The following is a 25,102-nucleotide window of genomic DNA, read 5'->3' on the forward strand; positions in this document are numbered from 1 at the left end:
CTCCGGCCCGTACGACGACGGCTTCCGGCCCCGGAAGGTCCGGGGCCGGGCGGCCGGGCCCCCGCGCCGCCCGGCCGCACCCCGCCCGGCCGCACCCCGCGGCCGCTACGAAGCCGCCGGCCGCCGGACCACCGCGTACGGGCCGCGCGCCCGGCCCGGCGCCCGTAGCGCCCTCAGCCCGCCAGCCAGGCGTCGATCCCCGCCAGCAGCCGTCCACGCTCCGGCTCCGGCGCCCGGGAGCCGCGGACCGACTGCCGGGCCAGCTCCGCCAGCTCCGCGTCGGTGAAGCCGTGCGTGCGCCGCGCGATGTCGTACTGCGCGGCCAGCCGCGAGCCGAACAGCAGCGGATCGTCGGCGCCCAGCGCCACCGGCACCCCGGCCTCGAAGAGCGTCCGCAGCGGCACGTCCTCCTGCTTCTCGTACACGCCCAGCGCGACGTTGGACGCCGGGCACACCTCGCACGTCACCCCGCGCTCCGCCAGCCGCCGCAGCAGCGCCGGATCCTCCGCGGCGCGCACCCCGTGGCCGACCCGCCCGGCGTGCAGATCGTCCAGACAGTCCCGCACGCTCGCCGGACCCGACAGCTCCCCGCCGTGCGGCGCCGCCAGCAGCCCGCCCTCGCGCGCGATGGCGAAGGCCCGGTCGAAGTCCCGCGCGAAACCCCGGCGTTCGTCGTTGGAGAGCCCGAACCCGACAACGCCCTGCCCCGCGTAGCGCACCGCGAGCCGGGCCAGCGTCCGGGCGTCCAGCGGATGCTTCATGCGGTTCGCCGCGATCACCACTCGCATCCCCAGACCGGTCTCCCGCGAGGCGGCGCGGACCGCGTCCAGGATGATCTCCAGCGCCGGGATCAGCCCGCCCAGCCGGGGCGCGTAGGACGTCGGATCGACCTGGATCTCCAGCCACCCCGACCCGTCCGCGACATCCTCCTGGGCGGCCTCGCGCACCAGCCGCTGGATGTCCTCGGGGGACCGCAGGCAGGACCGGGCGATGTCGTACAGCCGCTGGAAGCGGAACCAGCCGCGTTCATCCGTCGCCCGCAGCCTCGGCGGCTCCCCGCCGCGCAGCGCCTCGGGCAGATGGACGCCGTACTTGTCGGCCAGCTCCAGCAGGGTCGTGCTCCGCATCGACCCCGTGAAGTGCAGGTGCAGATGGGCCTTCGGCAACAGACGCACGTCACGAACGCTCTCCATTCACCGATCTTGCCGCACACACCCGCCACGCCGGTAGTCCGGTCCCCGAACGAGCTGACCGGGGAAAACGCGTGCGGGCCACCGGGAGACCCCGATGACCCGCACGAACGGCCCGCGGACGGCTACCGCGCCTCGGCCAGCAGCCGCTGGATCCGCGTCACACCCTCGGCCAGATCGTCGTCGCCGAGCGCGTACGACAGCCGCAGATAGCCGGGCGTACCGAACGCCTCACCCGGGACGACCGCGACCTCCGCCTCCTCCAGGATCAGCTCCGCCAGCTCCGCGCTGCTGCCCGGCCGCCGCCCGCGGATCTCCTTGCCCAGCACACCCTTCACCGACGGGTACGCGTAGAACGCGCCCTCCGGCTCCGGGCACACCACACCGTCGATCTCGTTCAGCATCCGCACGATGGTGCGCCGCCGCCGGTCGAAGGCGGTCCGCATCGCCTCGACGGCCGTCAGATCGCCGGTCAGCGCCGCCACCGCCGCCGCCTGCGCGACGTTCGCGACGTTGGACGTGGCGTGCGACTGGAGGTTGGTCGCCGCCTTGACCACGTCCTTCGGCCCGAGCACCCACCCCACCCGCCAGCCGGTCATCGCGTACGTCTTCGCCACGCCGTTGACCACCACGCACCGGTCCCGCAGCTCCGGCACGACCACCGGCAGCGAGCAGAACTCCGCGTCGCCGTAGACCAGATGCTCGTAGATCTCGTCGGTCAGCACCCACAGCCCGTGCCGCGCCGCCCACCGGCCGATCGCCTCGACCTGCTCACGCGGGTACACCGCCCCGGTCGGGTTCGACGGCGAGACGAACACCAGCACCTTGGTCCGCTCCGTACGCGCCGCCTCCAACTGCTCGACGCTCACCCGGTACCCGGTCGTCTCATCGGCGACCACCGGCACGGGGACGCCTCCGGCCAGCCGCACCGACTCCGGGTACGTCGTCCAGTACGGCGCCGGGACGAGCACCTCGTCGCCCGGGTCGAGCAGGGCCGCGAACGCCTCGTAGATCGCCTGCTTACCGCCGTTGGTCACCAGCACCTCGGCCGGTTCGACCTCGTACCCCGAATCGCGCCGGGTCTTCTCGACGATCGCCGACTTCAGCTCGGGCAGCCCGCCGGCCGGGCTGTAGCGGTGGTACTTCGGCAGGCGGCAGGCGGCGACGGCCGCCTCCACGATGTAGTCGGGCGTGGGGAAATCGGGCTCCCCGGCGCCGAACCCGATCACCGGGCGGCCGGCGGCCCGCAGGGCCTTGGCCTTGGCGTCGACGGCGAGTGTGGCGGACTCGGAGATGGCCCCGACACGGGCGGAGACCCGGCGGGACCCGCCTGCGGAACCGGTGGTTTCTGAGGAGGAGACAGCGCTCATGACGGCATCGTCGCAGACCTCGGGCGGCCCGGCCGGGGGCTTTCCCGGCGCCACCCGGGACGTTTCTGTTCGACGCCCGGCCTCGGAACACGTACACTCGCTGACCGTTGGCTCCCAACCGGGCAGCGCGTTCCACGCACTTGGTGCGCCGGACACATGAGGTAGGTTGGGGGACGCACAAAGGGTCGTAGCTCAATTGGTAGAGCACTGGTCTCCAAAACCAGCGGTTGGGGGTTCAAGTCCCTCCGGCCCTGCTACACGCACTTCTTCACCGCAGTGCGTGCACGCGTACGTACTGAAATGCACCGCCGTGCGGCCGGGCCGGACGCTGTACGGCCACGACCCGGATTCAGGTGAGGACGAGTGACGGACGCCCTGGGCTCCATCGACATGCCTGAGCGCGGTCGTTCCGAGGACGACACCGCGGAGTCGAAGAAGAAGCCCCGTCGCGGCGGTAAGCGCGGCAAGAAGGGCCCGCTCGCACGTATGGCGCTCTTCTACCGTCAGATCGTCGCGGAGCTCCGCAAGGTCGTCTGGCCCTCCCGCAGCCAGTTGTCGACGTACACCACCGTGGTGATCGTCTTCGTCGTCATCATCATCGGTCTCGTAACCGTGATTGACTTGGGGATCAACCGAGTCGTCGGGTACGTCTTCGGCTGATCCCGCGGAGGGCACCTCAGCGGGGTGCCCTTTCGCATGTTCAACCCCTTGAAGCCAGGAAGAAGCAGCCACGTGTCTGACCCGAACCTGAACGACGCCGCCGAGCCCGTCACGGCCGCTGAGGCCGACGTGGACGCGGCCGTCCCGGCCGAGGTCGAGGGCGACGCTGCCGCCGTCTCCGATGGCGAGGGCGCCGTCGACATCGTCGAGGACGCCGACGGCGCCGACGAGATCGACGCCGAGGACACCGAGGCCGGTGAGCCCGCCGAATCCGCCGCCGTGCACGTCGAGGACGAGGCCGAGGCCGCCGAGGAAGAGGCGGAGCCGGTCGACCCGATCACCGCCCTCCGCGACGAGCTGCGCGGCCTGCCCGGTGAGTGGTACGTCATCCACACCTACGCGGGCTACGAGAAGCGCGTGAAGGCCAACCTGGAGCAGCGCGCCGTCTCGCTCAACGTCGAGGACTTCATCTACCAGGCCGAGGTCCCCGAGGAAGAGATCGTCCAGATCAAGAACGGCGAGCGGAAGAACGTCCGCCAGAACAAGCTCCCGGGCTACGTGCTCGTGCGCATGGATCTGACGAACGAGTCCTGGGGCGTCGTCCGTAACACCCCCGGCGTCACCGGCTTCGTGGGCAACGCCTACGACCCGTACCCGCTGACGCTGGACGAGATCGTCAAGATGCTCGCCCCGGAGGCCGAGGAGAAGGCCGCCAAGGAAGCCGCCGCGGCCGAGGGCAAGCCGGCGCCGCAGCGCAAGGTCGAGGTCCAGGTGCTGGACTTCGAGGTGGGCGACTCCGTCACCGTCACCGACGGCCCGTTCGCGACGCTCCAGGCGACGATCAACGAGATCAACGCCGACTCGAAGAAGGTCAAGGGCCTCGTCGAGATCTTCGGCCGCGAGACCCCGGTCGAGCTGAGCTTCGACCAGATCCAGAAGAACTGACACTCTTCCGGACACCCGCTTCCGATCAGGTCAGACCGGCTCTCGCAGCCTGTCTGACCTGCTCGGTTTTCGGCCGCGCGACTATACCCGTTATCGTTGTGCGGTATGCCTCCATCCGGATGACCGGATAGCGGGGCGAACCACCTCTCACTAGGACCCGGAGAGAGCATGCCTCCCAAGAAGAAGAAGGTCACGGGGCTCATCAAGCTCCAGATCCAGGCCGGTGCCGCGAACCCGGCCCCGCCGGTCGGCCCCGCGCTGGGTCAGCACGGCGTGAACATCATGGAGTTCTGCAAGGCCTACAACGCCGCGACCGAGTCGCAGCGCGGCATGGTCGTGCCGGTGGAGATCACGGTCTACGAAGACCGTTCCTTCACCTTCGTGACCAAGACCCCGCCGGCCGCGAAGCTGATCCTCAAGGCCGCCGGTGTGGACAAGGGCTCCGGCGAGCCCCACACCAAGAAGGTCGCGAAGATCACCGACGCCCAGGTGCGCGAGATCGCCACGACCAAGATGCCCGACCTCAACGCCAACGACCTGGACGCCGCCGCGAAGATCATCGCGGGCACCGCCCGGTCCATGGGCGTCACCGTCGAGGGCTGACAGCTCGTACCGGCGTAACCGCCACCCGTGGCAGGGCCAGGCGCTGGCCCGCACCACGACTCCATCCTCCGCGCGGTGAGAACCGCACGGTCGCACCTGTTCAGGAGCAGCAGTGAAGCGCAGCAAGACTCTTCGCAACGCGGACGCGAAGATCGACCGGGAGCGTCTGTACGCCCCGCTCGAGGCCGTCCGTCTCGCCAAGGACACCTCGTCCGCCAAGTTCGACGCGACCGTCGAGGTTGCCATGCGTCTGGGTGTCGACCCGCGCAAGGCCGACCAGATGGTCCGCGGCACCGTGAACCTCCCGCACGGCACCGGTAAGACCGCCCGGGTCCTGGTCTTCGCGACCGGTGACCGTGCTGCGGCCGCGGAGGCCGCGGGCGCCGACATCGTCGGCTCCGACGAACTGATCGACGAGGTCTCCAAGGGCCGTCTGGACTTCGACGCCGTCGTCGCCACCCCGGACCTCATGGGCAAGGTCGGCCGCCTCGGCCGCGTGCTCGGTCCCCGTGGTCTGATGCCGAACCCGAAGACCGGCACCGTCACCCCGGATGTCGCCAAGGCTGTCACCGACATCAAGGGCGGCAAGATCGAGTTCCGCGTGGACAAGCACGCGAACCTCCACTTCATCATCGGCAAGGTCTCCTTCGACGAGTCCAAGCTGGTGGAGAACTACGCCGCGGCGCTCGAGGAGATCAACCGCCTCAAGCCGTCCGCCGCGAAGGGCCGCTACATCAAGAAGGCGACCATCACCACCACGATGGGCCCCGGCATCCCGCTGGACGCCAACCGCACCCGCAACCTCCTCGTGGAGGAAGAGGCCGTCTGATCCGAGTGATCGACGTGCCTCCAGCGCGCGCAGCATGACGCAGGCCCCGTGTCCGGAACCGGACACGGGGCCTGTTGCGTGCTGTGTCGGTGGGGTGCATTAGAGTCACCCCCGCATTCCGCACAGCAATTTTCTAGGGGGAGCCTCAGATGCGTAGCACGCGAATCACCGCCGCGGTGGCGGGGGTTGTTCTGCTGGTGGGCGGTCTCAGCGCCTGTAACAACGGTGCCAAGGGGTCCGGCAGCGGCGGCGGTGGCGCCGCGGGCGGCGACAAGGCGGCGCCGGCGGACGCCCTGAAGGCGGCCAAGGAGGCCACGGCGGCCAAGAACTCCGCGAAGTTCGACGGCACGACCGAGACCACCAACGCCAACGGCCGGTTCAAGCAGACCACCAAGGGCGGTCTCGACTGGTCGCAGGGCATGCAGATGAACGTCGAGAACACCCTGTCCGGCGCCAAGAGCCCCACCGGCGGTAAGCCGATCAAGGCGCTCTACACCCAGGACGCGGTGTACATGAACATGGGCTCGGCCATGCCCGGCGCGGGCGGCAAGCCCTGGGTCAAGTACTCCTACGAGGCCCTGTCGAAGCAGATGGGCGCGTCCGGCACCGCCGTCAAGGACGTCCTCAGCAACGCCAACCCGAGCATGCCGATCGAGCTGCTGATGGCCTCCGGCACCGCCAAGGTCGTCGGCAAGGAGCAGGTCAACGGCGTCGAGGCGACGCACTACACCGGCACCGTCACCATGGCCGACCTGAGCAAGAACCTCAGCAAGGAGATCCGCGACGCCGTCCAGAAGCAGTTGGAGCAGGGCGGGGCGAAGAGCGAGAAGCTCGACCTCTGGATCGACGGTGACAACCTCCTGGTGAAGAAGGAGGAGCACGTCTCCGGCAAGATGCCGACCGACGCGACGGCGTTCTACACCGACTACGGCACCAAGGTCGCCGTCGAGCCGCCGCCGGCGAGCCAGACGATGACCGCCCCCGGCGCCTGACCGAGGCGCGGCACCGCAGGCGAGGGGCGTGACGGCGCCCCTCGCGGCGGATTTGCCTGCGCGTGGGCCGTTCGCGTACCGTACCGAGGAAGCCAAAGACCGCTGGTTGTCTCTGCGCGTCCTTCCCGGGGCGCGTGGTGGCCGAAGGATCCGCTAGCTGCGGACGGCCTGCGCAGGTATGTGTGGATGAACTCCCGGACGCTCCGTCGGACGGTCGAGTCACGCCCCGTGCGCCTGCGCCGGGGCGTTTGTTTTGCCCAGCCCCTTCTGCGCGGTCCTCATCACCCGGAAGGAGGCCGAGGCTCATGGCAAGTCCCGACAAGGTCGCAGCTGTCGAGGAGATCACGGACAAGTTCCGTAACTCCAACGCTGCTGTCGTCACCGCGTACACCGGACTTACCGTCGCGCAGATCAAGGATCTGCGCCGTTCGCTCGGTGACAACGCTCAGTACCGTGTGGTGAAGAACACGCTGACCAAGATCGCGGCCCAGGAGGCCGGGATCTCCGTGCTGGACGAGCACCTTCAGGGCTCGACGGCCGTCGCCTTCGTCACCGGTGACCCGGTCGAGGCGGCGAAGGGTCTTCGTGACTTCGCCAAGGAGAACCAGAACCTCGTCATCAAGGGCGGTGTCTTCGAAGGGAAGGCACTCTCTGCTGACGACATTAAGAAGCTTGCGGACCTCGAGTCCCGCGAGGTTCTGCTCAGCAAGCTGGCCGGTGCCATGAAGGGCAAGCAGTCGCAGGCTGCCTCTGTCTTCCAGGCGCTGCCGTCGAAGCTCGTCCGCACTGTGGACGCGCTCCGTGCCCAGCAGGCCGAGCAGGGCGGTGCCGAGTAATTCGGCTCGCACATTGGCGGCTTCCGTCTAGGCGTGCCTAGGCGGAGCGGCCACAGCGGGCCCGACGTACGCCCGCCTCACATGTACATCCGGCACCAGCCGAATTAGTGGAAGGACCGCCACCATGGCGAAGCTCAGCCAGGAAGACCTGCTCGCGCAGTTCGAGGAGATGACCCTCATCGAGCTCTCCGAGTTCGTGAAGGCGTTCGAGGAGAAGTTCGACGTCACCGCCGCCGCTGCCGCGCCGGTCGTCGTTGCCGGTGGCGCCGCCGCCGGTGGCGACGCTGCCGCCGCCGAGGAGCAGGACGAGTTCGACGTCATCCTCACCGGTGCCGGCGACAAGAAGATCCAGGTCATCAAGGTCGTGCGTGAGCTGACCTCCCTGGGTCTGAAGGAGGCCAAGGACCTCGTGGACGGCACCCCGAAGCCGGTCCTGGAGAAGGTCGACAAGGCTGCCGCCGACAAGGCCGCCGAGGCCCTCAAGGGCGCCGGCGCCTCCGTCGAGGTCAAGTGACCTCACTGAGTCTCCGACTCACGTCCTGAACGCCCTCGTGGCGTAGCGGGACCAGCGAAGGGCGATCACCCAAGCGGGTGGTCGCCCTTCGGCGTGCTCGTCACGGCTGCGGCGCCCCCGCCGACGTGCGAGTATGGTGATCTTCGTCGTCCGGACGTGGGCCGTGTGACGTTCCCGCCGGGGCTGGGGGCCTTGACGAACCGCACGTGGCGCGCAATTCTCGGGACGCGATGCGAAGCGGTCCGAGCTCCGAGGCATGGATCGCGGGCGAAGAGGGAAGCATCGATGTGCGCCACAGGCGCGGGGCTTTCGGCAGGCGCAGGGCATTGAACGCACAGCAGAACAACGAGGGGCTCCTCCGGTGTGGAGGCGCCACCTCCCGGAGGGAGAAGAGCGGTATCACGGCGTTGAACCGGTCTTCCGGAAACTCGCTCTGGACATCAGTGGGCCAAGTGGCTACACTGACCCTTTGCGCTGCCTGTTAGCTGCTCCCTGCCCGTCACCAGGGGCATACCCGAAGTCGAACATCACTGATCGAACCGCTCTGACCTGGGCTTTCCCTCAGTCTGTTCCTCTCGGGACCGGTACGCGCGTAGTGAGTCCGAGCCCTCGGAAGGACCCCCTCTTGGCCGCCTCGCGCAACGCCTCGACTGCCAATACGAACAACGGCGACAGCACCGCCCCGCTGCGCATCTCCTTTGCGAAGATCAAGGAGCCCCTCGGGGTTCCGAACCTCCTTGCGCTGCAGACCGAAAGCTTCGACTGGCTGCTCGGCAACGCCGCATGGAAGGGTCGCGTCGAGGCTGCGCTGGAGAGTGGGCAGGAAGTTCCCACCAAGTCCGGTCTGGAAGAGATCTTCGAAGAGATCTCCCCGATCGAGGACTTCTCCGGGTCGATGTCGCTGACGTTCCGCGACCACCGCTTCGAGCCCCCGAAGAACAGCATCGACGAGTGCAAGGAGCGCGACTTCACGTACGCGGCTCCGCTCTTCGTCACCGCCGAGTTCACCAACAACGAGACCGGCGAGATCAAGTCCCAGACGGTCTTCATGGGCGACTTCCCGCTCATGACCAACAAGGGCACCTTCTGCATCAACGGCACCGAGCGTGTCGTCGTCTCGCAGCTGGTCCGCTCGCCGGGTGTCTACTTCGACAGCTCCATCGACAAGACGTCCGACAAGGACATCTTCTCCGCCAAGGTCATCCCCTCCCGTGGTGCCTGGCTGGAGCTGGAGATCGACAAGCGCGACATGGTCGGTGTGCGCATCGACCGTAAGCGCAAGCAGTCCGTGACCGTGCTGCTCAAGGCCCTCGGTTGGACGACCGAGCAGATCCTTGAGGAGTTCGGCGAGTACGAGTCCATGCGCGCCACCCTGGAGAAGGACCACACCCAGGGCCAGGACGACGCGCTGCTCGACATCTACCGCAAGCTGCGTCCGGGCGAGCCGCCGACGCGCGAGGCCGCGCAGACGCTGCTGGAGAACCTCTACTTCAACCCCAAGCGCTACGACCTCGCGAAGGTCGGCCGCTACAAGGTCAACAAGAAGCTCGGCGGCGACGAGCCGCTCGACGCCGGTGTGCTCACCACCGACGACATCATCGCCACGATCAAGTACCTGGTGAAGCTGCACGCCGGTGAGACCGAGACGATCGGTGAGAACGGCACGGAGATCGTCGTCGAGACCGACGACATCGACCACTTCGGCAACCGCCGTCTGCGCAACGTCGGCGAGCTGATCCAGAACCAGGTCCGTACGGGTCTCGCCCGTATGGAGCGCGTCGTGCGTGAGCGCATGACCACCCAGGACGTCGAGGCGATCACGCCGCAGACCCTGATCAACATCCGGCCGGTCGTCGCCTCCATCAAGGAGTTCTTCGGCACCAGCCAGCTCTCGCAGTTCATGGACCAGACGAACCCGCTGTCGGGCCTGACCCACAAGCGCCGTCTGTCCGCGCTGGGCCCCGGCGGTCTTTCCCGTGAGCGGGCCGGCCTGGACGTCCGTGACGTGCACCCCTCGCACTACGGCCGCATGTGCCCGATCGAGACGCCCGAAGGCCCGAACATCGGTCTGATCGGTTCGCTCGCGTCGTACGGCCGGGTCAACGTCTTCGGCTTCATCGAGACGCCGTACCGCAAGGTCGTCGACGGCCAGGTCACGGAGGAGGTGGACTACCTCACCGCGGATGAGGAGGACCGCTTCCTGATCGCGCAGGCCAACGCGAAGCTCACCGATGACATGCGCTTCGCCGAGCAGCGTGTGCTGGTCCGCCGGCGTGGCGGCGAGGTCGACCTCGTCCCCGCCGACGAGGTGGACTTCATGGACGTCTCGCCGCGCCAGATGGTGTCGGCCGCGACCGCCATGATTCCGTTCCTGGAGCACGACGACGCCAACCGCGCGCTCATGGGATCGAACATGATGCGCCAGGCCGTTCCGCTGATCAAGGCGGAGTCGCCGCTGGTCGGCACCGGTATGGAGTACCGCTGCGCGGTCGACGCCGGTGACGTCATCAAGGCGGAGAAGGACGGTGTGGTCCAGGAGGTCTCCGCGGACTACATCACCGTCGCCAACGACGACGGCACGTACACCACGTACCGCGTCGCCAAGTTCACCCGCTCCAACCAGGGCACCTCCTTCAACCAGAAGGTCGTCGTGGACGAGGGCGCGCGGGTCATCGAGGGCCAGGTCCTCGCCGACGGTCCGTCCACGGACGAAGGCGAGATGGCGCTCGGCAAGAACCTGCTCGTGGCGTTCATGCCGTGGGAGGGTCACAACTACGAGGACGCGATCATCCTGTCGCAGCGCCTCGTGCAGGACGACGTCCTCTCCTCGATCCACATCGAGGAGCACGAGGTCGACGCCCGTGACACCAAGCTCGGCCCGGAGGAGATCACCCGGGACATCCCGAACGTCTCCGAGGAGGTCCTCTCCGACCTCGACGAGCGCGGCATCATCCGTATCGGTGCCGAGGTCGTCGCCGGCGACATCCTCGTCGGCAAGGTCACGCCCAAGGGTGAGACCGAGCTGACCCCCGAGGAGCGGCTGCTCCGCGCGATCTTCGGTGAGAAGGCGCGCGAGGTCCGTGACACCTCGCTGAAGGTGCCGCACGGTGAGATCGGCAAGGTCATCGGCGTCCGCGTCTTCGACCGCGAGGAGGGCGACGAGCTTCCTCCGGGCGTGAACCAGCTGGTCCGCGTCTACGTCGCGCAGAAGCGCAAGATCACCGACGGTGACAAGCTCGCCGGCCGTCACGGCAACAAGGGCGTCATCTCGAAGATCCTGCCGGTCGAGGACATGCCGTTCCTGGAGGACGGCACCCCGGTCGACATCATCCTCAACCCGCTGGGTGTCCCGTCCCGAATGAACCCGGGTCAGGTCCTGGAGATCCACCTCGGCTGGCTCGCCAGCCAGGGCTGGAAGGTCGAGGGCGTCGACGAGGACTGGAAGAAGCGGCTGCACGCGATCTCCGCCGACGAGGTCGCCCCCGGCTCCAACGTCGCCACCCCGGTGTTCGACGGTGCGCGCGAGGACGAGATCTCCGGCCTCTTCGAGTCGACGATCCCGAACCGCGACGGCGAGCGCATGGTGAAGGGCTCCGGCAAGGCCCAGTTGTTCGACGGCCGCTCCGGCGAGCCGTTCCCGGACCCGATCTCGGTCGGGTACATGTACATCCTCAAGCTGCACCACCTGGTCGACGACAAGCTGCACGCCCGCTCGACCGGTCCGTACTCGATGATCACCCAGCAGCCGCTGGGTGGTAAGGCCCAGTTCGGTGGCCAGCGCTTCGGTGAGATGGAGGTGTGGGCGCTGGAGGCGTACGGCGCCGCGTACGCCCTCCAGGAGCTGCTCACGATCAAGTCCGACGACGTCACCGGCCGCGTGAAGGTCTACGAGGCCATCGTCAAGGGCGAGAACATCCCCGAGCCCGGCATTCCCGAGTCCTTCAAGGTGCTCATCAAGGAAATGCAGTCGCTCTGCCTCAACGTGGAGGTGCTGTCCTCGGACGGTATGTCCATCGAGATGCGCGACACCGACGAGGACGTCTTCCGCGCGGCGGAAGAGCTCGGTATCGACCTGTCCCGGCGCGAGCCGAGCAGCGTCGAAGAGGTCTGACGGGTCTGGCCGGGGCCTCCCTGTGAGGCCCCGGCCAACCCCGGACCCCGTCAGACCAAGATTGAGACTCGTCCCTGACAGCAACAATTGTCGGGGCAACCCCCGAAGGTGGGATTGACGACAGTGCTCGACGTCAACTTCTTCGACGAGCTGCGGATCGGCCTCGCCACCGCTGACGACATCCGTCAGTGGTCGCACGGTGAGGTCAAGAAGCCGGAGACCATCAACTACCGCACCCTCAAGCCCGAAAAGGACGGACTCTTCTGCGAGAAGATCTTCGGTCCGACGCGGGACTGGGAGTGCTACTGCGGTAAGTACAAGCGCGTCCGCTTCAAGGGCATCATCTGCGAGCGCTGCGGCGTCGAGGTCACTCGCGCCAAGGTGCGCCGTGAGCGGATGGGCCACATCGAGCTGGCCGCTCCCGTGACCCACATCTGGTACTTCAAGGGCGTCCCGAGCCGGCTGGGTTACCTGCTGGACCTCGCGCCGAAGGACCTCGAGAAGGTCATCTACTTCGCCGCCTACATGATCACCTGGGTGGACGAGGAGCGCCGCACGCGCGACCTGCCCTCGCTGGAGGCGCACGTCTCCGTCGAGCGTCAGCAGATCGAGCAGCGCCGCGACTCCGACCTGGAGGCCCGCGCCAAGAAGCTCGAGACCGACCTGGCCGAGCTGGAGGCCGAGGGCGCCAAGGCCGATGTGCGCCGCAAGGTGCGCGAGGGCGCCGAGCGCGAGATGAAGCAGCTTCGTGACCGCGCGCAGCGCGAGATCGACCGTCTCGACGAGGTCTGGAACCGCTTCAAGAACCTCAAGGTCCAGGACCTGGAGGGCGACGAGCTGCTCTACCGCGAGCTGCGTGACCGCTTCGGCACGTACTTCGACGGTTCCATGGGCGCCGCCTCGCTGCAGAAGCGCCTGGAGACCTTCGACCTCGACGAGGAGGCCGAGCGCCTCCGCGAGATCATCCGCACCGGCAAGGGCCAGAAGAAGACCCGTGCGCTCAAGCGCCTCAAGGTCGTCTCCGCCTTCCTGCAGACCCGCAACAGCCCCAAGGGCATGGTGCTGGACTGCATCCCGGTCATCCCGCCGGACCTGCGTCCGATGGTGCAGCTCGACGGTGGCCGCTTCGCGACCTCCGACCTCAACGACCTGTACCGCCGCGTCATCAACCGCAACAACCGCCTGAAGCGGCTTCTCGACCTCGGCGCGCCCGAGATCATCGTGAACAACGAGAAGCGCATGCTCCAGGAGGCCGTCGACGCGCTCTTCGACAACGGCCGCCGCGGCCGCCCGGTGACGGGCCCCGGCAACCGTCCGCTGAAGTCGCTGTCCGACATGCTCAAGGGCAAGCAGGGCCGCTTCCGTCAGAACCTGCTCGGTAAGCGTGTCGACTACTCGGCGCGTTCCGTCATCGTCGTCGGCCCGCAGCTCAAGCTGCACCAGTGCGGTCTGCCGAAGGCCATGGCGCTGGAGCTCTTCAAGCCGTTCGTGATGAAGCGCCTGGTCGACCTGAACCACGCGCAGAACATCAAGTCGGCGAAGCGGATGGTCGAGCGCGGCCGCACGGTCGTGTACGACGTCCTCGAAGAGGTCATCGCCGAGCACCCGGTGCTGCTGAACCGTGCGCCCACCCTGCACCGTCTCGGCATCCAGGCCTTCGAGCCGCAGCTCGTCGAGGGCAAGGCCATCCAGATCCACCCGCTCGTCTGCACCGCGTTCAACGCGGACTTCGACGGTGACCAGATGGCCGTCCACCTGCCGCTCTCCGCGGAGGCGCAGGCCGAGGCCCGCATCCTGATGCTGTCCTCGAACAACATCCTCAAGCCGGCCGACGGCCGTCCGGTCACCATGCCGACGCAGGACATGGTCCTGGGTCTGTTCTTCCTCACTACCGACGAGGAGGAGCGCAAGGTCATCGGTGAGGGCCGCGCGTTCGGTTCGGTCGCCGAGGCGATCATGGCGTTCGACGCCAAGGAGCTGTCGCTCCAGGCGAAGGTCGACATCCGCTTCCCGATCGGTACGGTTCCGCCGCGGGGCTTCGTCCCGCCGGTCGCCGAAGAGGGCGAGCCGGAGTGGCAGCAGGGCGACTCGTTCCGTCTGCGGACGACCCTGGGCCGCGCGCTCTTCAACGAGCTGCTGCCGGAGGACTACCCGTTCGTCGACTACTCGGTGGGCAAGAAGCAGCTCTCCGCGATCGTCAACGACCTCGCCGAGCGCTACCCCAAGGTCATCGTGGCGGCGACGCTCGACAACCTGAAGGCGGCCGGCTTCCACTGGGCGACCCGTTCCGGCGTCACCGTCGCCGTCTCGGACATCGTCGTCCCGGAGGCCAAGAAGGGCATCGTCGCGGGCTACGAGGCCCAGGACGAGAAGGTCCAGAAGCAGTACGAGCGCGGTCTGATCACCAAGGACGAGCGCACTCAGGAACTGATCAACATCTGGACCAAGGCGACCAACGAGGTCGCCGAGGCGATGAACGAGAACTTCCCCAAGACGAACCCCATCTTCATGATGGTTGACTCGGGTGCCCGAGGAAACATGATGCAGATGCGGCAGATCGCCGGTATGCGTGGTCTGGTGTCGAACGCGAAGAACGAGACCATCCCGCGTCCGATCAAGGCGTCCTTCCGCGAGGGCCTGTCCGTGCTGGAGTACTTCATCTCCACGCACGGTGCCCGTAAGGGTCTGGCGGACACCGCCCTGCGTACCGCCGACTCGGGTTACCTGACCCGTCGTCTGGTCGACGTCTCGCAGGACGTGATCATCCGCGAGGAGGACTGCGGCACCGAGCGCGGCCTCAAGCTGAAGATCGCGACCCGCGGCGCCGACGGCTCCCTGCGCAAGACGGACGACGTCGAGTCGAGCGTCTACGCCCGGATGCTGGCCGAGGACGTCGTCGTCGACGGCAAGGTCATCGCCTCCGCCAACGTCGACCTCGGTGACGTGCTCATCGACCAGCTCGTCGCGCACGGCGTCGAGGAGGTCAAGACCCGCTCGGTCCTGACCTGTGAGTCGGCGGTCGGCACCTGCGCCTTCTGCTACGGCCGTTCGCTGGCCACCGGCAAGCTGGTCGACATCGGTGAGGCGGTCGGCATCATCGCCGCCCAGTCCATCGGTGAGCCCGGCACCCAGCTCACGATGCGTACCTTCCACACCGGTGGTGTGGCCGGTGACGACATCACCCTGGGTCTGCCGCGTGTCGTCGAGCTCTTCGAGGCGCGTACGCCCAAGGGTGTCGCCCCGATCTCGGAGGCGGCCGGCCGCGTCCGGATCGAGGAGACCGAGAAGACCAAGAAGGTTGTCGTCACCCCGGACGACGGCAGCGACGAGACGGCGTACGGCGTCTCCAAGCGCGCCCGTCTGCTGGTGGGCGAGGGCGACCACGTCGAGGTCGGCCAGCCGCTGACCCTGGGTGCCATCAACCCGCACGACGTGCTGCGGATCCTCGGCCAGCGTGCCGTCCAGGTCCACCTCGTCGGCGAGGTCCAGAAGGTCTACAACAGCCAGGGCGTGGCGATCCACGACAAGCACATCGAGATCATCATCCGGCAGATGCTGCGCCGCGTGACGATCATCGAGTCCGGCGACGCGGAGCTGCTGCCGGGCGAGCTGGTGGAGCGCTCGAAGTTCGAGGGTGAGAACCGTCGCGTCGTGGCGGAGGGTGGCCACCCGGCCTCCGGCCGTCCGCAGCTCATGGGTATCACCAAGGCTTCGCTGGCGACGGAATCCTGGCTGTCGGCCGCCTCCTTCCAGGAGACGACCCGAGTGCTGACGGACGCGGCGATCAACGCCAAGTCCGACAGCCTCATCGGCCTCAAGGAGAACGTCATCATCGGTAAGCTCATCCCGGCCGGTACGGGCCTGTCCCGCTACCGCAACATCCGGGTGGAGCCCACCGAGGAGGCCAAGGCCGCGATGTACTCGGCCGTCGGTTACGACGACATCGACTACTCGCCCTTCGGCACCGGCTCCGGCCAGGCGGTCCCGCTGGAGGACTACGACTACGGTCCGTACAACCAGTAAGGGCCCGGTCCGCACGACGCCGCAGGGCGGTCATCCCGTACGGGGTGGCCGCCCTGCGGCGTTGCCGGCGGATGCGCCGCGGACCGCGGAACTCGCGCTCCCATTGCTGCGTCTGTGATGAGAAGATGGGGATCAACTGTCGAGCGGGGGAGGATCGCGCATGGCATTCCAGCCCTGGCAGGGTGGGCAGCCCGCTCAGCCGCATCAGGTACCGGCGATGCGTGCCTCGCACGCGGACCGTGAGCGTACGGTCGACGTGCTGAAGGCCGGGTTCGCCGAGGGGCGGCTCGCGCAGGGGGAGTACGAGCAGCGGATCGGCCGTGCCTACCAGGCGCAGACCCATGCCGAGCTGCAGATGCTGGTGGCGGATCTGCCGACGGGCCCGGTGGGCCAGTCGCAGTTCGAGCCGCGGCCGGTCCCGGCGACGTTCATGCCGGTCGCACCGATGCCGGTGCCGCCACAGACCAACAGCTCCGCCACCGCCGCGCTGGTCTGCGGCATCCTGACGCCGGTGACGTGGGGGGTGACCGCGATCCCGGCGGTGATCCTCGGACACAAGGCGCGCGCCGAGGTGCGCCGGACCGGTGAGCGCGGCGACGGCCAGGCGCTCGCCGGGCTGGTCCTGGGCTGGCTGGGCATCGGCGGCTGGGCGCTCTTCATCGGGCTCATGATGATCGCACTGGTGGCACACGCCTGACCCGCGCCGCCCGGCCGGCGGGTGACGGGCGGGTGACGTCCGTTCGGCCGTCCGGGTGACGTTCCGTGAGCACTCCGACCGGTTGCGCCCGGCGTGTCGGCCGCGGAGCATTTGTTTTGACCGGAGTCGGTGAGGTAGGTACGCTCAGACCTTGTGCCTGGGGTGTGCCCTGGCTGCCATGCGTGTCTTCAACCGTATGGAGCCACTACCGGCCACGCCGCAATCTGCGCCCGTTTTCCGCCTCGCGGAGAGTGCTGCAGTGTTCGACACACCCGACCTCGTGGGTCGGTGGGTGTTCCAGGTTAGCTTTACCGTGATCGGCACACAGAAACCGGAGAAGTAGTGCCTACGATCCAGCAGCTGGTCCGTAAGGGCCGGCAGGACAAGGTCGAGAAGAACAAGACGCCCGCACTTGAGGGTTCGCCCCAGCGCCGTGGCGTCTGCACGCGTGTGTTCACGACCACCCCGAAGAAGCCGAACTCGGCCCTGCGTAAGGTCGCGCGTGTGCGTCTGACCAGCGGGATCGAGGTCACCGCTTACATTCCGGGTGAGGGCCACAACCTGCAGGAGCACTCGATCGTGCTCGTGCGTGGCGGCCGTGTGAAGGACCTGCCGGGTGTTCGGTACAAGATCATCCGCGGCTCCCTCGACACGCAGGGCGTCAAGAACCGCAAGCAGGCTCGCAGCCGCTACGGCGCCAAGAAGGAGAAGTAAGAATGCCTCGTAAGGGCCCCGCCCCGAAGCGCCCGGTCATCATCGACCCGGTTTACGGTTCTCCTCTGGTGACCTCCCTCATCAACAAGGTTCTGCTGAACGGCAAGCGCTCCACCGCTGAGCGCATCGTTTACGGCGCCATGGAGGGTCTGCGCGAGAAGACCGGCAACGACCCGGTCATCACGCTCAAGCGCGCGCTCGAGAACATCAAGCCGACCCTTGAGGTCAAGTCCCGCCGTGTCGGTGGCGCGACCTACCAGGTCCCGGTCGAGGTCAAGCCCGGCCGCGCCGCCACCCTCTCGCTCCGCTGGCTCGTGGGCTACTCCCGCGCCCGTCGCGAGAAGACCATGACCGAGCGCCTCATGAACGAACTGCTCGACGCCTCCAACGGCCTCGGCGCTTCGGTCAAGAAGCGTGAGGACACGCACAAGATGGCCGAGTCCAACAAGGCCTTCGCGCACTACCGCTGGTAGTCGCAACCCCCATCGAGACCGAGAGAAGACTGAGCCGATATGGCTACCACTTCGCTTGACCTGGCCAAGGTGCGCAACATCGGCATCATGGCCCACATCGACGCGGGCAAGACGACCACCACCGAGCGGATCCTGTTCTACACCGGTGTCTCGTACAAGATCGGTGAAGTCCACGACGGCGCTGCCACGATGGACTGGATGGAGCAGGAGCAGGAGCGTGGTATCACCATCACCTCCGCTGCCACCACCTGTCACTGGCCGCTCGAGAACGTCGACCACACGATCAACATCATCGACACCCCCGGGCACGTCGACTTCACCGTCGAGGTGGAGCGGTCCCTGCGTGTGCTCGACGGTGCTGTGACCGTGTTCGACGGCGTGGCCGGCGTTGAGCCCCAGTCCGAGACCGTTTGGCGTCAGGCGGACCGCTACGGCGTGCCGCGTATCTGCTTCGTCAACAAGCTCGACCGCACCGGCGCCGAGTTCCTGCGCTGCGTCGACATGATCGTGGACCGCCTGGGCGCGGTGCCGATCGTGATGCAGCTGCCGATCGGTGCCGAGGCCGACTTCGAGGGCGTCATCGACCTGGTGCGCATGAAGGCCCTGGTCTGGTCCGCCGAGGCGGCCAAGGGCGAGATGTACGACGTCGTCGACATCCCGGCCGACAAGGCCGAGCTGGCCGAGGAGTACCGCGGCAAGCTGCTCGAGACCGTCGCCGAGAACGACGAAGAGATCATGGAGCTGTACCTGGAGGGCCAGGAGCCCACCGAGGAGCAGCTGTACGCCGCGATCCGTCGTATCACCATCGCCGCCGGCAAGGCCGAGAACACCACCGTCACCCCGGTGTTCTGCGGTACCGCGTTCAAGAACAAGGGCGTGCAGCCCCTGCTCGACGCCGTGGTCCGTTACCTGCCGTCGCCGCTCGACGTCGAGGCCATCGAGGGCCACGCGGTCAACGACCCCGAGACGGTCGTCACCCGCAAGCCCTCCGAGGACGAGCCGCTCGCGGCGCTGGCGTTCAAGATCGCCAGCGACCCGCACCTGGGCAAGCTCACCTTCATCCGTGTGTACTCGGGCCGCCTCGAGGCCGGCTCGCAGGTGCAGAACTCGGTGAAGGGCAAGAAGGAACGCATCGGCAAGATCTACCGGATGCACGCGAACAAGCGTGAGGAGATCGAGTCGGTGGGTGCCGGTGACATCGTCGCCGTCATGGGTCTGAAGCAGACCACCACCGGTGAGACCCTCTGCGACGCGGGCAGCCCCGTGATCCTTGAGTCGATGGAGTTCCCGGCCCCGGTCATCCAGGTCGCCATCGAGCCCAAGTCCAAGGGCGACCAGGAGAAGCTGGGTGTCGCCATCCAGCGTCTCGCCGAGGAAGACCCCTCGTTCCAGGTGCACACCGACGAGGAGACCGGCCAGACCATCATCGCGGGTATGGGCGAGCTGCACCTCGACGTGCTGGTCGACCGTATGAAGCGTGAGTTCCGCGTCGAGGCCAACGTCGGTAAGCCGCAGGTCGCGTACCGCGAGACGCTGCGCAAGCCGGTGGAGCGTCTGGACTACACGCACAAGAAGCAGACCGGTGGTTCCGGTCAGTTCGCGAAGGTCCAGATCGCCATCGAGCCGCTCGAGGGCGACGGCTACGAGTTCGAGAACAAGGTCACCGGTGGCCGTATCCCGCGGGAGTACATCCCGTCCGTGGACGCGGGCTGCCAGGAGGCCATGGAGTTCGGCGTGCTCGCCGGCTACCCGCTGACCGGCGTCAAGGTCACCCTTCTCGACGGTGCCTTCCACGACGTGGACTCCTCCGAGATGGCGTTCAAGATCGCCGGTTCGATGGCCTTCAAGGAGGCCGCCCGCAAGGCCAGCCCGGCCCTGCTGGAGCCGATGATGAAGGTCGAGGTGACGACGCCCGAGGACTACATGGGTGACGTCATCGGCGACATCAACTCGCGTCGTGGTCAGATCCAGTCCATGGAGGACCGCGCCGGCGCCAAGCTCGTCACGGGCCTGGTTCCGCTTTCGGAGATGTTCGGCTACGTCGGAGACCTCCGCAGCAAGACCTCGGGTCGCGCAAGCTACTCGATGCAGTTCGACTCCTACGCCGAGGTTCCCCGGAACGTCGCCGAGGAGATCATCGCGAAGGCCAAGGGCGAGTAGCTCCGTTAGCCGGAACACGCTTTAGGCTTGACACCGTCTGCCGGGGCAAACCCCGCAATCCGTGAGGAATGCCCCGGCGGTCGGCATCCCAGCAAAGATCACCTGGCGCCGATGAGTAAGGCGTACAGAACCACTTCAGGAGGACCCAGTGGCGAAGGCGAAGTTCGAGCGGACTAAGCCGCACGTCAACATCGGCACCATCGGTCACATTGACCACGGTAAGACGACCCTCACGGCCGCCATTACCAAGGTGCTGCACGACGAGTACCCCGACCTGAACGAGGCCTCGGCCTTCGACCAGATCGACAAGGCTCCCGAGGAGCGTCAGCGCGGTATCACGATCTCCATCGCGCACGTCGAGTACCAGACGGAGAACCGTCACTACGCCCACGTCGACTGCCCCGGTCACGCGGACTACATCAAGAACATGATCACCGGTGCCGCCCAGATGGACGGCGCGATCCTCGTGGTCGCCGCGACCGACGGTCCGATGCCGCAGACCAAGGAGCACGTGCTCCTGGCCCGCCAGGTCGGCGTTCCCTACATCGTTGTCGCCCTGAACAAGGCCGACATGGTGGACGACGAGGAGATCCTGGAGCTCGTCGAGCTCGAGGTCCGTGAGCTCCTCTCCGAGTACGAGTTCCCGGGCGACGACGTCCCGGTCGTCAAGGTCTCGGCGCTGAAGGCGCTCGAGGGCGACGCCGAGTGGGGCAAGTCGGTCGTGGACCTGATGAAGGCCGTCGACGAGGCGATCCCGCAGCCCGAGCGTGACGTCGACAAGCCGTTCCTGATGCCGATCGAGGACGTCTTCACGATCACCGGCCGTGGCACCGTTGTCACCGGTCGTATCGAGCGTGGTGTCCTCAAGGTCAACGAGACCGTCGACATCATCGGCATCAAGCCGGAGAAGACCACCACCACGGTCACCGGCATCGAGATGTTCCGCAAGCTGCTCGACGAGGGCCAGGCCGGTGAGAACGTCGGTCTGCTGCTCCGCGGCATCAAGCGCGAGGACGTCGAGCGCGGCCAGGTCATCATCAAGCCGGGCTCGGTCACGCCGCACACCTCCTTCGAGGGCCAGGCGTACATCCTGTCGAAGGACGAGGGTGGCCGCCACACCCCGTTCTTCAACAACTACCGCCCGCAGTTCTACTTCCGCACCACGGACGTGACCGGCGTCGTGACCCTCCCCGAGGGCACCGAGATGGTCATGCCGGGCGACAACACCGAGATGAGCGTCGAGCTCATCCAGCCCGTCGCCATGGAGGAGGGCCTGAAGTTCGCCATCCGTGAGGGTGGCCGGACCGTCGGCGCCGGCCAGGTCACCAAGATCAACAAGTAAGTCGTTGATCGGGGTAACCCGGTAGCTCCCTGCGAGCGTTCGAGCCTCGGCTCACGGAAGCGCCCGCACGGCTTCGGCCGTGCGGGCGCTTTCCGCTGCCCGGAAACGGGCCGGCGGCGGTCGGGTGGCGCGCCCGGCCGTGCGGCGTCAGGTGTAAGTGATCGTCGCGTGGGATAGGCTCTACGGCTCGATTGGCCTCGGCCCTTGGCCGTATGGCACACTGTCCAGGTTGCTCGGTTGAGTGCCGATGCTGCGCGCCTCCCGCCGGGGGGACCGGAAGCGAGTCCTAGGTATTCGTCGCCTCTTATCAGGGGCGGAAGTACGGGAATCTTCCGGGAAGCGTCAGCGGGGTGCCTCAGCCAGGCGCTCGGTGGGTGTTCTGCCCCCACGTCTCCTTCTCGAAGGATTTCCGTACGGAAATTTCTCCGGTGGGAGTGCGACACGCCCGACCGCGTGGGTCGGAGGCGGAACGCGTACGCACCGAGTCCCAGAGCGTTACGAGAGACAGGACTACGAAGTAGCCATGGCGGGACAGAAGATCCGCATCCGGCTCAAGGCCTACGACCACGAGGTCATCGACAGCTCGGCGAAGAAGATCGTCGAGACGGTGACCCGCACTGGTGCGTCGGTCGCGGGCCCGGTGCCGCTGCCCACTGAGAAGAACGTGTACTGCGTCATCAAGTCGCCGCACAAGTACAAGGACTCGCGCGAGCACTTCGAGATGCGCACGCACAAGCGCCTGATCGACATCCTCGACCCGACGCCCAAGACCGTTGACTCGCTGATGCGCCTGGACCTTCCGGCCGGCGTTGACATCGAGATCAAGCTCTGAGAGGCGCGGAAGAGATGGCTAAGCAGATCAAGGGCATCCTGGGCGAGAAGCTCGGCATGACCCAGGTCTGGGACGACAACAACCGTGTCGTTCCGGTGACCGTGGTGAAGGCCGGCCCCTGTGTCGTTACCCAGGTGCGCACCAATGACCAGGACGGCTACGACTCCGTCCAGATCGCCTTCGGCGAGATCGACCCGCGCAAGGTGAACAAGCCCCTCAAGGGCCACTTCGCGAAGGCCGACGTCACCCCCCGCCGTCACCTCGTCGAGGTCCGTACCACCGACGCCGGTGAGTACACCCTCGGCCAGGAGCTGACCGCTGAGACCTTCGAGTCCGGCGTCAAGGTGGACGTGACCGGCAAGAGCAAGGGCAAGGGCTTCGCCGGCGTCATGAAGCGTCACGGCTTCCACGGCGGCAAGGCTTCCCACGGTGCCCACCGCGTGCACCGTAAGCCGGGCTCCATCGGTGGCTGCGCCACCCCGGGCCGCGTGTTCAAGGGCATGCGGATGGCCGGTCGTATGGGCAACGAGCGGGTCACCACCCAGAACCTGACCGTCCATGCCGTTGACGCGGAGAAGGGTCTGCTGCTCATCAAGGGCGCAGTTCCTGGTCCGAACGGCGGCCTCGTCCTGGTCCGTACCGCGGCCAAGGGGGCCTGAGGTAACCGATGAGCACCATTGACATCCTTTCGCCGGCAGGCGACAAGGCCGGGACCGTCGAGCTCCCCGCGGAGATCTTCGACGCGAAGGTCAGCGTTCCGCTGATCCACCAGGTCGTTGTCGCACAGCTGGCCGCTGCCCGTCAGGGCACGCACAAGACCAAGACCCGTGGCGAGGTCCGCGGCGGTGGCAAGAAGCCGTACCGCCAGAAGGGCACCGGCCGCGCGCGCCAGGGTTCGACCCGTGCGCCGCAGTTCGCCGGCGGTGGCGTCGTCCACGGCCCCGTGCCGCGTGACTACTCGCAGCGGACGCCCAAGAAGATGAAGGTCGCCGCCCTGCGCGGTGCCCTCTCCGACCGGGCGCGCAACAGCCGTATCCACGTCGTCTCCGGCGTGGTCGACGGCGCGATCTCCACCAAGGCCGCCAAGGGTCTCCTCGGCAAGGTCAGCGAGCGGAAGAACCTGCTCCTGGTCGCCGAGCGCTCCGACGAGGCCGCGTGGCTGTCCGCCCGCAACCTGCCCCAGGTGCACATCCTGGAGCCGGGCCAGCTGAACACGTACGACGTGCTCGTCTCCGACGACGTGGTCTTCACCACCGCCGCTCTGGAGTCCTTCGTGTCCGGCCGGAACGCTGAGACCGAAGGGAGCGACGCCTGATGACTGAGGCCGTCGTCACCAGCAAGACCTTCTCGGACCCGCGCGACGTTCTCGTCAAGCCCGTGGTCTCGGAGAAGAGCTACGCGCTGCTGGACGAGAACAAGTACACGTTCATCGTCGCGCCCGGCGCGAACAAGACCCAGATCAAGCAGGCCGTCGAGGCGGTCTTCTCGGTCAAGGTCACCGGGGTCAACACGATCAACCGCCAGGGCAAGCGCAAGCGCACCCGCACCGGTTTCGGCAAGCGTGCCGACACCAAGCGCGCCATCGTGACCCTCGCCGAGGGCGACCGTATCGACATCTTCGGCGGTCCGACCGCCTAAGGGCGGTCTGGATCGTCCGGAATCGGACGAGGACTGAGAAATGGGTATCCGCAAGTACAAGCCGACGACCCCGGGCCGTCGTGGCTCCAGCGTCGCCGACTTTGTCGAGATCACGCGGTCCACGCCGGAGAAGTCGCTGGTCCGCCCGCTGCACAGCAAGGGCGGCCGTAACAACGCCGGTCGTGTGACCGTTCGCCACCAGGGCGGTGGCCACAAGCGCGCCTACCGAGTGATCGACTTCCGTCGTCACGACAAGGACGGCGTGCCGGCCAAGGTCGCGCACATCGAGTACGACCCCAACCGCACCGCGCGCATCGCGCTGCTGCACTACGCAGACGGCGAGAAGCGCTACATCATCGCGCCCCGTGGCCTGTCGCAGGGTGACCGGATTGAGAACGGCCCCGGCGCCGACATCAAGCCCGGCAACAACCTGCCGCTGCGCCACATCCCCGTGGGTACGACGATCCACGCGATCGAGCTGCGTCCGGGCGGCGGTGCGAAGTTCGCCCGCTCGGCCGGTGCCTCCGTGCAGCTCCTGGCGCGTGAGGGCTCCATGGCCCACCTGCGTATGCCGTCCGGTGAGATCCGCCTGGTCGACGTCCGCTGCCGCGCCACCGTCGGCGAGGTCGGCAACGCCGAGCAGTCGAACATCAACTGGGGCAAGGCCGGCCGTATGCGCTGGAAGGGCGTCCGCCCGACCGTGCGTGGTGTCGTGATGAACCCGGTCGACCACCCGCACGGTGGTGGTGAGGGCAAGACCTCCGGTGGTCGCCACCCGGTCTCGCCGTGGGGTCAGAAGGAGGGTCGTACGCGTTCGCCGAAGAAGGCTTCGAACAAGTACATCGTCCGCCGCCGCAAGACGAACAAGAAGCGCTAGGAGCGGGTTTAGATGCCGCGCAGTCTCAAGAAGGGGCCCTTCGTCGACGACCACCTCGCCAAGAAGGTGGATGTTCAGAACGAAGCCGGCACCAAGAACGTCATCAAGACCTGGTCCCGCCGCTCCATGATCGTCCCGGCCATGCTCGGCCACACGATCGCGGTGCACGACGGCCGCAAGCACGTCCCGGTGTTCGTCACCGAGTCGATGGTTGGCCACAAGCTCGGCGAGTTTGCGCCGACCCGCACCTTCCGCGGCCACGAGAAGGACGACCGCAAGTCGCGGCGTCGTTGATC

The 25,102-nt window shown here is 67.3% G+C and carries 22 protein-coding genes and 1 tRNA gene; 21 read left to right on the plus strand and 2 right to left on the minus strand.

Translation table 11 applies throughout. The features are described 5' to 3' along the window. Window positions 1-173 precede the first annotated feature (173 nt). Both ACGH2B_RS15725 and ACGH2B_RS15730 read right to left on the minus strand, forming a co-directional pair. The gene (locus ACGH2B_RS15725; RefSeq protein WP_399089180.1) at window positions 174-1,193 is read right to left on the minus strand and encodes an adenosine deaminase; all 1,020 of its coding nucleotides are present in this window, start codon (window positions 1,191-1,193) and stop codon (window positions 174-176) included. A 122-nt stretch (window positions 1,194-1,315) separates the two neighbouring features. Further along, complete coding sequence (locus ACGH2B_RS15730) at window positions 1,316-2,560, minus strand: pyridoxal phosphate-dependent aminotransferase (protein WP_399089183.1); 1,245 nt, start codon at window positions 2,558-2,560, stop codon at window positions 1,316-1,318. A 181-nt stretch (window positions 2,561-2,741) separates the two neighbouring features. Between ACGH2B_RS15730 and ACGH2B_RS15735 the strand changes: the two genes are divergently transcribed. From ACGH2B_RS15735 to rpsS, 21 genes are all read left to right on the plus strand, one after another. Further along, window positions 2,742-2,814: transfer RNA gene (locus tag ACGH2B_RS15735), tRNA-Trp, on the plus strand. 109 nt (window positions 2,815-2,923) lie between these two features. After that, complete coding sequence (gene secE / locus ACGH2B_RS15740) at window positions 2,924-3,220, plus strand: preprotein translocase subunit SecE (RefSeq protein WP_143940023.1); 297 nt, start codon at window positions 2,924-2,926, stop codon at window positions 3,218-3,220. A gap of 72 nt (window positions 3,221-3,292) precedes the next feature. Further along, window positions 3,293-4,165, plus strand: coding sequence for a transcription termination/antitermination protein NusG (nusG, locus tag ACGH2B_RS15745; protein WP_399089186.1), 873 nt, complete (start codon window positions 3,293-3,295; stop codon window positions 4,163-4,165). A gap of 168 nt (window positions 4,166-4,333) precedes the next feature. Then, window positions 4,334-4,768, plus strand: coding sequence for a 50S ribosomal protein L11 (gene rplK, locus ACGH2B_RS15750; protein ID WP_030283474.1), 435 nt, complete (start codon window positions 4,334-4,336; stop codon window positions 4,766-4,768). A gap of 112 nt (window positions 4,769-4,880) precedes the next feature. After that, complete coding sequence (gene rplA / locus ACGH2B_RS15755) at window positions 4,881-5,597, plus strand: 50S ribosomal protein L1 (protein WP_399089189.1); 717 nt, start codon at window positions 4,881-4,883, stop codon at window positions 5,595-5,597. 149 nt (window positions 5,598-5,746) lie between these two features. Further along, window positions 5,747-6,589 carry a hypothetical protein gene (locus ACGH2B_RS15760; RefSeq protein ID WP_399089192.1) on the plus strand — a complete coding sequence of 281 codons (843 nt, stop codon included), beginning with the start codon at window positions 5,747-5,749 and terminating at the stop codon, window positions 6,587-6,589. Window positions 6,590-6,894: 305 nt separating this feature from the next. Next, window positions 6,895-7,425 (plus strand): 50S ribosomal protein L10, encoded by a 531-nt coding sequence (gene rplJ, locus ACGH2B_RS15765; protein WP_399089195.1) that lies wholly within the window; start codon window positions 6,895-6,897, stop codon window positions 7,423-7,425. A gap of 124 nt (window positions 7,426-7,549) precedes the next feature. Further along, window positions 7,550-7,939 carry a 50S ribosomal protein L7/L12 gene (rplL, locus tag ACGH2B_RS15770; RefSeq protein WP_030283468.1) on the plus strand — a complete coding sequence of 130 codons (390 nt, stop codon included), beginning with the start codon at window positions 7,550-7,552 and terminating at the stop codon, window positions 7,937-7,939. A 625-nt stretch (window positions 7,940-8,564) separates the two neighbouring features. Continuing rightward, window positions 8,565-12,050, plus strand: a complete 3,486-nt coding sequence (rpoB, locus tag ACGH2B_RS15775) for a DNA-directed RNA polymerase subunit beta (RefSeq protein WP_399089198.1) — start codon at window positions 8,565-8,567, stop codon at window positions 12,048-12,050. A 123-nt stretch (window positions 12,051-12,173) separates the two neighbouring features. After that, window positions 12,174-16,073 carry a DNA-directed RNA polymerase subunit beta' gene (locus ACGH2B_RS15780; protein ID WP_399097038.1) on the plus strand — a complete coding sequence of 1,300 codons (3,900 nt, stop codon included), beginning with the start codon at window positions 12,174-12,176 and terminating at the stop codon, window positions 16,071-16,073. Between the two features lie 217 nt (window positions 16,074-16,290). Next, window positions 16,291-16,770 carry a DUF1707 and DUF4190 domain-containing protein gene (locus ACGH2B_RS15785; protein ID WP_399097041.1) on the plus strand — a complete coding sequence of 160 codons (480 nt, stop codon included), beginning with the start codon at window positions 16,291-16,293 and terminating at the stop codon, window positions 16,768-16,770. A gap of 342 nt (window positions 16,771-17,112) precedes the next feature. Beyond that, window positions 17,113-17,484: a 30S ribosomal protein S12 gene (rpsL, locus tag ACGH2B_RS15790; RefSeq protein WP_003948652.1), complete on the plus strand. Its 372-nt coding sequence runs from the start codon at window positions 17,113-17,115 to the stop codon at window positions 17,482-17,484. 2 nt (window positions 17,485-17,486) lie between these two features. Further along, window positions 17,487-17,957, plus strand: coding sequence for a 30S ribosomal protein S7 (rpsG, locus tag ACGH2B_RS15795; protein WP_004571813.1), 471 nt, complete (start codon window positions 17,487-17,489; stop codon window positions 17,955-17,957). Between the two features lie 39 nt (window positions 17,958-17,996). Next, window positions 17,997-20,117: an elongation factor G gene (gene fusA / locus ACGH2B_RS15800; RefSeq protein WP_399089201.1), complete on the plus strand. Its 2,121-nt coding sequence runs from the start codon at window positions 17,997-17,999 to the stop codon at window positions 20,115-20,117. Window positions 20,118-20,265: 148 nt separating this feature from the next. Next, entirely contained in the window at window positions 20,266-21,459 is a 1,194-nt protein-coding gene (gene tuf / locus ACGH2B_RS15805) for an elongation factor Tu (RefSeq protein ID WP_399089204.1), read from the plus strand. 523 nt (window positions 21,460-21,982) lie between these two features. Further along, entirely contained in the window at window positions 21,983-22,291 is a 309-nt protein-coding gene (gene rpsJ / locus ACGH2B_RS15810) for a 30S ribosomal protein S10 (RefSeq protein WP_003948644.1), read from the plus strand. A gap of 14 nt (window positions 22,292-22,305) precedes the next feature. Then, window positions 22,306-22,950 (plus strand): 50S ribosomal protein L3, encoded by a 645-nt coding sequence (gene rplC, locus ACGH2B_RS15815; RefSeq protein WP_030283457.1) that lies wholly within the window; start codon window positions 22,306-22,308, stop codon window positions 22,948-22,950. A gap of 8 nt (window positions 22,951-22,958) precedes the next feature. Further along, complete coding sequence (rplD, locus tag ACGH2B_RS15820; protein WP_399089208.1) at window positions 22,959-23,606, plus strand: 50S ribosomal protein L4; 648 nt, start codon at window positions 22,959-22,961, stop codon at window positions 23,604-23,606. Next, window positions 23,606-23,929, plus strand: coding sequence for a 50S ribosomal protein L23 (rplW, locus tag ACGH2B_RS15825; RefSeq protein ID WP_399089211.1), 324 nt, complete (start codon window positions 23,606-23,608; stop codon window positions 23,927-23,929). Before rplD ends, rplW begins: the two co-directional genes overlap by 1 nt. Window positions 23,930-23,969: 40 nt before the next feature. After that, a complete protein-coding gene (gene rplB / locus ACGH2B_RS15830) occupies window positions 23,970-24,806 on the plus strand; it encodes a 50S ribosomal protein L2 (RefSeq protein ID WP_030283452.1) in 837 nt (278 codons plus the stop codon). Window positions 24,807-24,818: 12 nt separating this feature from the next. Continuing rightward, window positions 24,819-25,100: a 30S ribosomal protein S19 gene (gene rpsS, locus ACGH2B_RS15835; RefSeq protein ID WP_004571826.1), complete on the plus strand. Its 282-nt coding sequence runs from the start codon at window positions 24,819-24,821 to the stop codon at window positions 25,098-25,100. Window positions 25,101-25,102 lie beyond the last annotated feature (2 nt).

Source organism: Streptomyces sp. BBFR2, from assembly GCF_044497305.1.
Classification (GTDB): Bacteria; Actinomycetota; Actinomycetes; order Streptomycetales; family Streptomycetaceae; genus Streptomyces.

Excerpts from the sequence above, each read along its gene's own strand:
- rplW (WP_399089211.1), top strand. The coding sequence starts at position 23,606 with ATGACTGAGGCCGTCGTCACCAGCAAGACCTTCTCGGACCCGCGCGAC.
- rpsS (WP_004571826.1), top strand. The coding sequence starts at position 24,819 with ATGCCGCGCAGTCTCAAGAAGGGGCCCTTCGTCGACGACCACCTCGCC.
- rplC (WP_030283457.1), top strand. The coding sequence starts at position 22,306 with ATGGCTAAGCAGATCAAGGGCATCCTGGGCGAGAAGCTCGGCATGACC.
- rplD (WP_399089208.1), top strand. The coding sequence starts at position 22,959 with ATGAGCACCATTGACATCCTTTCGCCGGCAGGCGACAAGGCCGGGACC.
- rpsG (WP_004571813.1), top strand. The coding sequence starts at position 17,487 with ATGCCTCGTAAGGGCCCCGCCCCGAAGCGCCCGGTCATCATCGACCCG.
- ACGH2B_RS15730 (WP_399089183.1), bottom strand. The coding sequence starts at position 2,560 with ATGAGCGCTGTCTCCTCCTCAGAAACCACCGGTTCCGCAGGCGGGTCC.
- rplB (WP_030283452.1), top strand. The coding sequence starts at position 23,970 with ATGGGTATCCGCAAGTACAAGCCGACGACCCCGGGCCGTCGTGGCTCC.
- rplJ (WP_399089195.1), top strand. The coding sequence starts at position 6,895 with ATGGCAAGTCCCGACAAGGTCGCAGCTGTCGAGGAGATCACGGACAAG.
- rplK (WP_030283474.1), top strand. The coding sequence starts at position 4,334 with ATGCCTCCCAAGAAGAAGAAGGTCACGGGGCTCATCAAGCTCCAGATC.
- fusA (WP_399089201.1), top strand. The coding sequence starts at position 17,997 with ATGGCTACCACTTCGCTTGACCTGGCCAAGGTGCGCAACATCGGCATC.
- rpsJ (WP_003948644.1), top strand. The coding sequence starts at position 21,983 with ATGGCGGGACAGAAGATCCGCATCCGGCTCAAGGCCTACGACCACGAG.
- ACGH2B_RS15725 (WP_399089180.1), bottom strand. The coding sequence starts at position 1,193 with ATGGAGAGCGTTCGTGACGTGCGTCTGTTGCCGAAGGCCCATCTGCAC.
- ACGH2B_RS15785 (WP_399097041.1), top strand. The coding sequence starts at position 16,291 with ATGCGTGCCTCGCACGCGGACCGTGAGCGTACGGTCGACGTGCTGAAG.
- ACGH2B_RS15760 (WP_399089192.1), top strand. The coding sequence starts at position 5,747 with ATGCGTAGCACGCGAATCACCGCCGCGGTGGCGGGGGTTGTTCTGCTG.
- rplL (WP_030283468.1), top strand. The coding sequence starts at position 7,550 with ATGGCGAAGCTCAGCCAGGAAGACCTGCTCGCGCAGTTCGAGGAGATG.